The following is a 9993-nucleotide window of genomic DNA, read 5'->3' on the forward strand; positions in this document are numbered from 1 at the left end:
ACGAGGATTAAAAGACTGATTACCTTAGGGGTTCCACCACATAAAGCATACGAATGGGGGAATTCTCGGAAGAAATACTGGAGAATCGCTTGTAGTCCAATCTTAAACAAAACCCTCCATAACTCCTATTGGAGAAATCGAGGGTTGAGAAGTCTAGCGGAACGATATGAATTTTTGCGTCAATCATCATAATTGAACCGCCGTATACCGAACGGTACGTACGGTGGTGTGAGAGGTCGGGGGTTAGTCACCCCCTCCTACTCGATTTTATCAACTTTCGTACTAAGTGCATAAGTTTTAATCGTTGACTGAATAGAACTTAATTAGTCAATTGTAAGACGGTCAGCGGCACGGATGTCCTTTTTTGCAGTAATGCTGCCTAGGTACCCGGAGTGTAAACTGCCCTGGTTCAATTATTTGCCCAAAACAGAGCAATTTTAGTATGATTTTCGGCAAATAACTGAACGTAATCCGTTAAGGTGCAAAAATCAGCGGTTTTTTGTGAAATAGCCCTCCATGCTTGGTTGCAGCACCAGCAGATGAATGATAATTGATTATTTTCTGCCCCAACAGTCCAAGGGTGGGCCTTTTTCAGGGTAGCGGAATGAGGATCCAAATGAATAAGTTTGGCGGATCCTCATTCCGTTATTAGAACGAAAACCTGCACTTCAGGGTTTTAAGCGGATTCTGATTCCGCTATTCGTACAAAATCAATCGAATTTGAGAGAAAAAAAGCCAATAACGGAACCAGGAACCGAAACCATGCTCCAAACAAAGATTTTTGAACAAATAGCGGAATGAGGATCCATTAAATAAGTTGGCGGCTAAAAAAGAGGAATAATTTTCAGGTAGCGGCACGCAAATCCGCTAAGCAAAGCAAATGAAACGTACAATGGAGAGCAGCTGCAGATGTCACTCTGAAAAGTTTCGTTATTTTTAAATTAGGCTACAGCAAACTATACGAAAACAGCCCAAAATTAAAAGATTCTATCGGCAAGTATGCTATACTAGGGAAAGATTAGGAGTGTGAGAAGATGTCACTTCGTGAACAAGGTCTAAAAAGCTTAAAAGACGGTAATCTTGAAGAAGCCACCGCGTATTTTTTAAAGGCGATTGAAGAACACCCTGAAGACCCGATAGCCTATATCAACCTGGGTGATGTTTTTGTGATGGTTGGAGAATTAGAACGTGCGCTTCCTCTATTTCATAAGGCAATTGAAATCGACGAAGATACGGCAACCGCTTATTATAGTGTAGGAACTGTTTATTATAAAAAAGAGAAGTATAAAGAAGCTTTAGAAGCCTATGAGAGGGCATTAAAAAAGGGACTTCAGTCAGCTGATCTATATTTTATGCTCGGGATGTGTATGGTTCAGCTGGACCAGCCAAAACTCGCAGTTCCCTATTTGCAAAGAGCAGCTGAACTGAATCCACAAGATGTAGAGGCTCATCTCCAATATGGTCTTGTTTTAGGTGGCTTGGGCTACTATGATCCTGCCAAAAAGGAGATGGAGATCGTCCTCTCCCTGGATCCGAATCAGCCTGATGCCTACTATAATTTAGGTGTTGTTTACTATATGAATGAAAATGATTGGGACAATGCCAAAAAAAGTTTTGAGAAAGCGCTAGAGATAAAACCGGACCATGCATTAGCAGCCTATGGGATTAAACTAATTGAGAAAATGTCTAAGTAAGTATGTAAGGGTAGAAAGGGGAATTTCCCGTGCGCCAGGAATCCTTTAATCTTTTTGCTGAAACTGAAAAGTTTATAAAAGGCCGTCCAATTGTTACGATTTTTCATAATGAAAGTAATCTGTACACCGTTGTCCGAATCCGGGTCGAGGAAACAGACGAAATATATGATGAAAAAGAAGCAGTTGTGACAGGGTATTTCCCGCGAATCCATGAAGAGGACACGTATAAGTTTTACGGTGTCATGAAAGAACATCCGAAATTTGGTCTGCAGTTTCACGCCCACCGGTACGAAAAGGATATCCCGAAAACAAAAGATGGAGTGATTCAGTACTTATCGAGCGATCTATTTCCTGGGGTTGGGAAAAAGACCGCTGCATCGATTGTAGAGGCGCTAGGTGAGAATGCAATATCGAGAATATTAGAGAACCCTCATTTGCTAGAAAACATACCAAAGCTATCCCCTGAGAAAGCTCAGCTCATTCATGAAACTATACAGGAGCATCAAGGCTTGGAAGAGGTTATGATTACTCTTTCTCAGCTTGGATTCGGTCCGCAAATCTCGATGAAAATCTATCAGACTTATCGGGAACTGACCTTGCAAATAATCAATGACAATCCATATAAGCTTGTAGAGGATGTTGATGGTGTTGGTTTTGCCAAAGCTGATGAATTGGGTGAGCAAATGGGGATTAGCGGAGAACACCCTGATCGGATTAAGGCTGCAATCCTTTTTACATTGGAAAAAAGCTGTCTTCAAGAGGGACATGTATTCTTGGTGAAGGAACCTTTTTTATATGAAGTAAAAAAACTGCTTGAAAGTAATCAGCCTAAAGCTATTGATACTCAACTTGTTGAAACTGAGTTAGTCAAGCTTCAGGAGGAAGGGAAAATAAAGGTTCAGCACAATCGAGTGTATATGATTTCTTTGTATTTTGCTGAGCGGGGTATTGTCTCAAATATTGAAAGGCTTCTAAGTCAAGACCAATATAAAGATCAATTTTCCGAATCCGAATTTTTACTAGCCCTAGGTAAGCTTGAAGAAAGGCTTGGCATCCAGTATGCTCCCACTCAAAAAACAGCGATACAGCAAGCCTTAACCTCACCCATGCTTTTGTTAATCGGCGGACCAGGAACCGGGAAAACAACTGTGATTAAAGGAATAGTAGATTTATATGCAGAGCTTCATGGATTATCATTAAATCCCAAAGATTATAAGGATGAGCCATTTCCGGTGGTATTAGCTGCGCCAACAGGAAGAGCGGCAAAACGGATGAATGAAGCAACAGGACTCCCAGCTGTAACGATTCACAGACTGCTGGGATGGAACGGCAGCGAAGCTTTTCAATATGACGAGGAGCAAAAGATTGAAGGAAGATTGCTCATTATTGATGAAATGTCAATGGTCGATACATGGCTCGCACACCAGCTATTTAAAGCCCTCCCAGATGATATCCAGGTGATTCTCGTCGGAGATGAAGATCAGCTGCCTTCGGTCGGGCCGGGACAAGTGCTGCGGGATTTACTTGATTCCGAGAAAATACCGACAGTACGCCTGACAGATATATACCGGCAAGAAGATGGGTCATCCATTGTCGACCTGGCCCATCAAATAAAAAACGGAGAAGTTCCGCCGAATCTGACAGAGCCCAAAAAGGACAGATCATTTATCCCATGCAGACCGCTGCAGATGGGTGACGTTGTTCAGCAGATTGTACAAAATGCGTTAAAAAAGGGATTCTCTAAAAAGGATATTCAAGTCCTCGCACCCATGTATAAGGGGCCAGCCGGAATTGATGCACTCAACACAATGCTCCAAGATGTGATGAATCCGAACTCTGACAAGTCTCGCAAGGAAGTGACATTCGGCGATAAAAAGTACAGGATTGGCGATAAAGTCCTGCAGCTCGTTAATCGGCCCGAGGACCAGATCTTTAATGGCGATATTGGAGAAATTATTTCGATTATCCGATCTGAGGAGAGTCAAACAGATGAAAAGCAGGACCAGCTGGTTGTGTCATTTGATGGAATTGAAGTCTACTACCCAAAAGCGCAATGGAATGAAATTACGCTCGCTTATTGCTGTTCCATCCATAAATCACAAGGCAGCGAATTTCCCATCGTGATTCTCCCAGTGGTAAAAAGTTACTACCGTATGCTTCGCCGTAATCTTCTTTATACGGCGGTAACAAGAAGCAAACAATTTCTGATTCTCTGCGGTGAACCAGAAGCTTTTAAAATGGGAGTTATGCGACAGGATGACCGAAAAAGACAAACCTCCCTTGCTGAAAAACTCTTGGAACTGGATAAAACCAGTACAGACTCGCTTTTCTTAACAGAAGAGGATTTGTTTCAGGTAGATCCGATGATCGGGATGGAAAACACCTCACCTTATGATTTTCTTCCAGCCGAAAATGAGTAATGCTCCCTCAAACCAGGGAGCATTTTTAGTGCAGTGATCAGTAATAACATCTTTATAAACGGCAGCTTTCTTCTTCTCCAGCGTATATAAATCTGCAAAAAAGGGAATAATAAGCAACGACTTTTAAAACAATTTGAGTTAAATACTAGATACGTAAGGAGTGCCATGATTGCTTAAGTGCCCAAATTGTCAGAGCAAGGATATCGGAAAAATTGGCGTCAATCAATATTATTGCTGGAATTGTTTTATTGAAATGACAGTATCTAAAGGAGTAATTAATACTCATCAAGTTGAGGAAGATGGTTCATTGTCATCATTAGATGATTTGTTTGATGAACAAGATCGACAAATTAGTATGTAGTGCATTCGTCCGCCTGTGAGGATTCACGCGGACGTTTTATATTGTCAGCGCAATAACCTTGCAGGCTGTGCATATTCTTTCTCCTTTCATTGAACACTACCGATGAGGGGGGATTTCCATGGATATAAAAATCAAGTGGCTGTATTGGCTGGGGATTATCTTACTCACATTTATATTAATTTATATTTTTTTATTAATTAAAAGCATTTGGCTTCCAGTTTTACAAATTATTTTTTCTGTTTTAACACCATTTGTCATTAGTGCCTTTATTTCTTACCTCCTCTATCCAACCGTAGAAAAATTACATAAACAGGGGCTTCATCGAGGTTTATCGATTTTTATTATTTATGTTCTATTTTTTGGGTTAGTAGGGTATGGCATTTATAAAGGGGTTCCTCTTTTCGTAGAACAGTTAAAGGACTTTGCTGAAAATGCTCCTTATTTTACGAATCAATATCGGGAAATAGTTCACACATTGGAGCGGGAAACTTCTTCCCTGCCAGATGAAATAAAGCTGAGAATTAGTGAAGGAATTGTGGTGGCCGAAGGGCTCTTACACCGTCTTTTAGATAAAACAGTGGAAATTCTCATTAAGATTGGAAACTCCTTATTTGTGATCTTGCTCATCCCTTTTATATCTTTCTATATGTTAAAAGATATTGACAAAATAAAGGCAACCTTTTGGAGGCTAACCCCTCATAAGTGGAGGAATGAAGGAAAACAATTTTTATATGACATTGATGAATCACTGGGACACTACATCAGAGGTCAGTTTACTGTTTGTTTAGCAATGGGACTTATCTCGTTTTCGCTTTTTTGGATCATTGGGTTAAAATATCCGCTCCTGCTAGGGATCTTCGTTGGCGTAACGAATATTATTCCTTACTTTGGTCCGATTATCGGTGCAATCCCGGCTGTCATCATTGCCGCAACCATGTCGATGAAGCTAGTTATCTACATTCTCATCATTATCCTAGTGCTGCAATTTTTAGAAGGCAACATTTTATCTCCATTTATCGTGGGAAAAAGCCTTCACATGCATCCCTTATTAATTATTGCCGCATTACTTGCTGGCGGAGAAATTGGGGGAATCATCGGACTGCTTGTTGCCGTTCCGCTGCTTGCAATAGTGAAGGTGACCCTATTTCATATCAAACTTCGTTTTATTGATAAGGTCAGAATTTAATCCCCGATTGAAAGACGCGTTGACAAACCTATTTCCAGTCCACTATAATTTGCGTATACATTTGGATATGGAAACACAAAGAAGGAACCAAGTACGTTGCAGACCATCTTAAAGCTTATAAAAAGCTTTGCAGAGAGGAATCCCCATAGGCTGGAAGGGATTCTGGATGAAGGGTAACGGAAGCTATTCCAGAGTGCAGCTAACACCTGCCGTATGCCGCGTTAAGGCTTGGAGTGATGAGGAATATTTTTTCCTCATAACCAGGGTGGTACCGCGAGTCAGCTCTCGTCCCTGCTACAGGGATGAGGGCTTTTTATTTTGGATAAAAACAATATATAGGAGGATCAAAAATGAAGTATATTTCTGGAAATGACATTAGAAAAATGTTTCTCGATTTTTTTGCTGAAAAAGGGCATCGGGTGGAACCAAGTGCTTCTTTAATCCCGCATGAGGATCCTTCCCTGCTTTGGATCAACAGTGGAGTAGCAACATTGAAAAAATATTTTGACGGCAGGGTGATTCCGGATAATCCGAGGATTACGAATGCGCAAAAGTCAATCCGGACCAATGATATTGAGAATGTCGGAAAAACAGCTCGGCACCATACATTCTTTGAAATGCTGGGTAACTTTTCGATTGGCGAATATTTTAAAGAAGAAGCAATTGAATGGGCTTGGGAGTTTCTGACAAGTCCAAAATGGATTGGGTTTGACCCAGAAAAACTGTCAGTAACCATTCATCCAGAAGATAATGAAGCATTTGAACTTTGGAATAAGAAAATCGGAATTCCGAAAGAAAGAATCATTCGTTTGGAAGGGAACTTTTGGGATATTGGAGAAGGTCCAAGCGGTCCGAATACAGAAATATTTTATGACAGAGGACCTGCATATGGGGATGACCCGAATGACCCAGAACTCTTCCCTGGCGGTGAAAATGATCGCTATCTAGAAGTTTGGAATCTTGTATTTTCACAATTTAACCATAATCCGGATGGAACCTACACCCCTCTTCCAAAGAAAAACATTGATACCGGGATGGGGTTAGAACGAATGGCATCCGTAGTTCAAAACACACCGACTAATTTTGAGACAGATTTGTTTATGCCGATTATTAAAGCTACCCAAGAGATCGCGAAGGTAGAATATGGAAATAACGAAGAACAGACAGTCGGTTTTAAAGTGATTGCCGACCATATCCGTACTGTTTCATTTGCTGTTGGTGATGGTGCTTTGCCTTCAAACGAAGGTCGGGGTTATGTGTTGCGCCGCTTACTCAGAAGAGCCGTCCGTTATGGAAAAGTGCTGGGAATTGACGAACCTTTCCTCTACAAACTCGTGCCGGTTGTTGGGTCCATCATGGAAGATTTCTATCCTGAAGTGAAGCAAAAGCAGGAATTTATTCAACAAGTCATTCGTACAGAAGAAGAAAGGTTCCATGAAACCTTGAATGAAGGAATCAGTCATATTAGCGATATCATTGAGCGTTTAAAAGCACTAGGAGAAGATACCATCCCCGGAAGCGATGTATTTAAACTGTACGATACGTATGGATTTCCAGTTGAATTAACCGCTGAATATGCGGAGGAAGCTGGTTTGAAAATTGACCTCGAAGGTTTTGAGGCAGAAATGGATCAGCAGCGTGCCCGTGCAAGAGCGGCCAGACAAGACGTTGGTTCTATGCAAGTCCAAGGCTGTGTATTATCAGAGCTTAAAATGGCTAGTGAGTTCGTTGGCTATGAAACGCTTGAAGCGGAAAGCAAAGTAGAAGCTATTATGGTGGAAGGAGAACTCGTGAAAGCGGCTTCTGAAGGAAAAGAAGCATTTTTAATCCTAAATACAACTCCTTTCTATGCAGAAAGCGGGGGACAAATTGGCGATAAAGGGGTTATCGAATCTCCAAGTGCAAGGGTAGAGGTTATAGATGTGCAAAAGGCGCCAAACGGACAAAATCTACACCGTGTAAAAGTCATCTCTGGTGAATTAACTGAAGGAATGCAAGTAACAGCCAAGGTCAACCGCGAATCAAGAAAGGCTATCATTAAAAATCATACGGCTACTCATTTACTGCATCAGGCCTTAAAAGATGTGCTGGGAAGCCATGTAAATCAAGCTGGATCTCTAGTAGAGCCGACTAGATTACGTTTTGACTTCTCCCATTTTGGCCAAATTTCGGAAGAAGAGCTAGAAAAAATTGAGGGAATCGTCAATGAGAAAATTTGGGAAAGCATCGATGTGCAAATTTTCCATAAGCCGCTTTCCGAAGCCAAAGAAATGGGTGCTATGGCGCTTTTTGGGGAGAAATATGGAGACATTGTCCGTGTTGTTCAAGTAGGAGACTACAGCCTAGAACTATGTGGCGGCTGTCATGTTGCGAATACATCAGCCATAGGATTGTTTAAAATTGTTTCAGAAGGCGGTATTGGAGCAGGAACCCGCAGAATTGAGGCAGTAACAGGAAAAGCCGCTTATAAGCGTCTCAATGAACAAATTCAAATTTTACATGAAACAAGTCAGCTCCTAAAGGTACAGCCGAAAGATGTTATCGCTAAAGTTCAAGGACTTCAGGCAGAACTGAAAGAACTAGAAAGAGAAAACGAATCATTAAAAGCTAAAATTGGTCATATTGAAGCAGGAAATATATTGGAATCTGTTAAAGAAGTGAATGGAGTAAAACTTATTGCCCAAAGAATCTCAGATTCTGATATGAATCAGCTTCGAAATATGGTTGACGACTTAAAAGGAAAACTGGGTTCAGGAGTGATCCTTTTGGGAACTGTCAATGATGATAAAGTTCAATTAATTGCAGGAGTTACAAAAGACCTTGTCGAAAAAGGTTTTCATGCAGGAAAATTAATAAAAGAAGCTGCTGCAATCTGTGGCGGCGGTGGTGGCGGCCGTCCAGATATGGCTCAGGCTGGCGGAAAAAACCCTGAAAAATTAGATGAAGCCATTCACTTTGCAGAAGAATGGGTAAAATCCGTTTGATTCCTTCTGGAAGTAGTGTAAAATGAAGGTAACTTCTGGATTGGTCAAATCTTTCCAGGGAGGATCAATTTCTCCCTTGGAATATTAAAGAAAAGGGTTCTTGCTGGTCGAAGTTTCATTTGCTTCTGTACGCAGCCAGTGAGTCCGGAAAAAGTCCGTCTGAAGAAAGATGAGGTGCTAGTCTTTGAGCTCTTTTGATAAAACGATGCAATTTAACTTTCCGGAAGAACCTGTAGAACACGATGTCAAGGAGGTTCTGCTTCATGTTTATGAAGCATTACAAGAAAAGGGTTATAACCCGATTAATCAGATTGTAGGATACTTATTATCGGGAGATCCAGCCTATATCCCCAGACATAGAGATGCTCGGAATATTATTCGGAAACTTGAACGTGATGAAATCATCGAAGAATTAGTTAAATCGTACTTAAAGGACGAACGTGAGGGGTAATATGCGCATCTTAGGCTTAGACGTAGGTTCGAAGACAGTTGGTGTCGCTGTCAGTGATGAACTAGGCTGGACCGCCCAAGGACTTGAAACGATACCAATTAACGAGGAAACTGGCGAATTTGGCTTAGAACGATTGGACAAGCTAATGAAAGAATATGGAGTCACCAAAGTAGTTGTGGGTCTTCCGAAAAATATGAATGGTACAATTGGTCCAAGAGGAGAAGCGAGTCAAGCATTTGCCAGTAAAATCGAAAAAAGATTCGGGGTCCCAGTGGTATTATGGGATGAGCGATTGACTACGATGGCAGCTGAACGCGTTCTTCTAGAAGCTGACGTTAGCCGAAAAAAACGGAAGAAAGTCATTGATAAAATGGCAGCACATTTCATTTTGCAAAGTTATTTGGATAGTCAAAAATAGGAGGGAATCGAATGGATCACGGTGAAGACAAGCACATTACTGTGTATGATGAAGAAGGCAATGAACAGCTTTGTGAGGTTTTATTTACGTTCGAATCTGAAGAATTTGGAAAGTCATATGTTTTATATTACCCAGTAGGTGCTGATCAAGGTGATGACGAAGAAGAAATTGAAATCATGGCCTCAAGCTTTACACCTGGCGAAGAAGGCGGAGAACTTCAGCCGATTGAAACTGACGAAGAATGGGATATGATTGAAGAGATGCTAGAGACGTTTCTAGCAGAAGAAGAAGAATAAAGGATTTTTTAGTAAGACCTTTAGTTTTAGGGTCTTACTTTTTTTATGTTTTTTTCAGGCTCTATAATATTTGTTGGGGTTTGAACACAACTTTTTATTCATAAAAAAACACGTAGACATCCAATTCTTTTATACTTGAATTGTCTAGAAACAAGACAAAAGAAATGGAGTTACGTGTATATG

The 9993-nt window shown here is 40.9% G+C and carries 8 protein-coding genes and 1 pseudogene; all 9 read left to right on the forward strand.

The annotated features are described in order from the left end of the window. Positions 1 to 192, forward strand: a pseudogene (locus tag MLE14_RS21175) (group II intron reverse transcriptase/maturase); the annotation flags it as partial. A gap of 842 nt (positions 193 to 1034) precedes the next feature. After that, on the forward strand, positions 1035 to 1694 hold the full coding sequence (locus tag MLE14_RS21180; RefSeq protein WP_243300398.1) for a tetratricopeptide repeat protein: 660 nt from the start codon (positions 1035 to 1037) through the stop codon (positions 1692 to 1694). A gap of 29 nt (positions 1695 to 1723) precedes the next feature. Continuing rightward, the gene (gene recD2 / locus MLE14_RS21185) at positions 1724 to 4114 is read left to right on the forward strand and encodes an SF1B family DNA helicase RecD2 (protein WP_243300399.1); all 2391 of its coding nucleotides are present in this window, start codon (positions 1724 to 1726) and stop codon (positions 4112 to 4114) included. A 169-nt stretch (positions 4115 to 4283) separates the two neighbouring features. Then, positions 4284 to 4475 carry a hypothetical protein gene (locus MLE14_RS21190; protein WP_243300400.1) on the forward strand — a complete coding sequence of 64 codons (192 nt, stop codon included), beginning with the start codon at positions 4284 to 4286 and terminating at the stop codon, positions 4473 to 4475. A 118-nt stretch (positions 4476 to 4593) separates the two neighbouring features. Beyond that, positions 4594 to 5661 carry an AI-2E family transporter gene (locus tag MLE14_RS21195; protein WP_243300401.1) on the forward strand — a complete coding sequence of 356 codons (1068 nt, stop codon included), beginning with the start codon at positions 4594 to 4596 and terminating at the stop codon, positions 5659 to 5661. Positions 5662 to 6011: 350 nt separating this feature from the next. After that, positions 6012 to 8645: an alanine--tRNA ligase gene (gene alaS / locus MLE14_RS21200; RefSeq protein ID WP_243300402.1), complete on the forward strand. Its 2634-nt coding sequence runs from the start codon at positions 6012 to 6014 to the stop codon at positions 8643 to 8645. A gap of 184 nt (positions 8646 to 8829) precedes the next feature. Continuing rightward, complete coding sequence (locus MLE14_RS21205) at positions 8830 to 9096, forward strand: IreB family regulatory phosphoprotein (protein ID WP_243300403.1); 267 nt, start codon at positions 8830 to 8832, stop codon at positions 9094 to 9096. Position 9097: 1 nt separating this feature from the next. Beyond that, complete coding sequence (gene ruvX / locus MLE14_RS21210; RefSeq protein WP_243300404.1) at positions 9098 to 9514, forward strand: Holliday junction resolvase RuvX; 417 nt, start codon at positions 9098 to 9100, stop codon at positions 9512 to 9514. Positions 9515 to 9525: 11 nt separating this feature from the next. Continuing rightward, the gene (locus tag MLE14_RS21215; protein WP_243300405.1) at positions 9526 to 9810 is read left to right on the forward strand and encodes a DUF1292 domain-containing protein; all 285 of its coding nucleotides are present in this window, start codon (positions 9526 to 9528) and stop codon (positions 9808 to 9810) included. Positions 9811 to 9993: the final 183 nt, after the last annotated feature.

It is taken from the genome of Bacillus litorisediminis (genome assembly GCF_022808645.1).
Lineage (GTDB): Bacteria > Bacillota > Bacilli > Bacillales > JC228 > Bacillus_BF > Bacillus_BF litorisediminis.

Coding starts and splice junctions, on each gene's coding strand:
- ruvX (WP_243300404.1), top strand. CDS start 9,098: ATGCGCATCTTAGGCTTAGACGTAGGTTCGAAGACAGTTGGTGTCGCT.
- MLE14_RS21215 (WP_243300405.1), top strand. CDS start 9,526: ATGGATCACGGTGAAGACAAGCACATTACTGTGTATGATGAAGAAGGC.
- MLE14_RS21180 (WP_243300398.1), top strand. CDS start 1,035: ATGTCACTTCGTGAACAAGGTCTAAAAAGCTTAAAAGACGGTAATCTT.
- alaS (WP_243300402.1), top strand. CDS start 6,012: ATGAAGTATATTTCTGGAAATGACATTAGAAAAATGTTTCTCGATTTT.
- MLE14_RS21195 (WP_243300401.1), top strand. CDS start 4,594: ATGGATATAAAAATCAAGTGGCTGTATTGGCTGGGGATTATCTTACTC.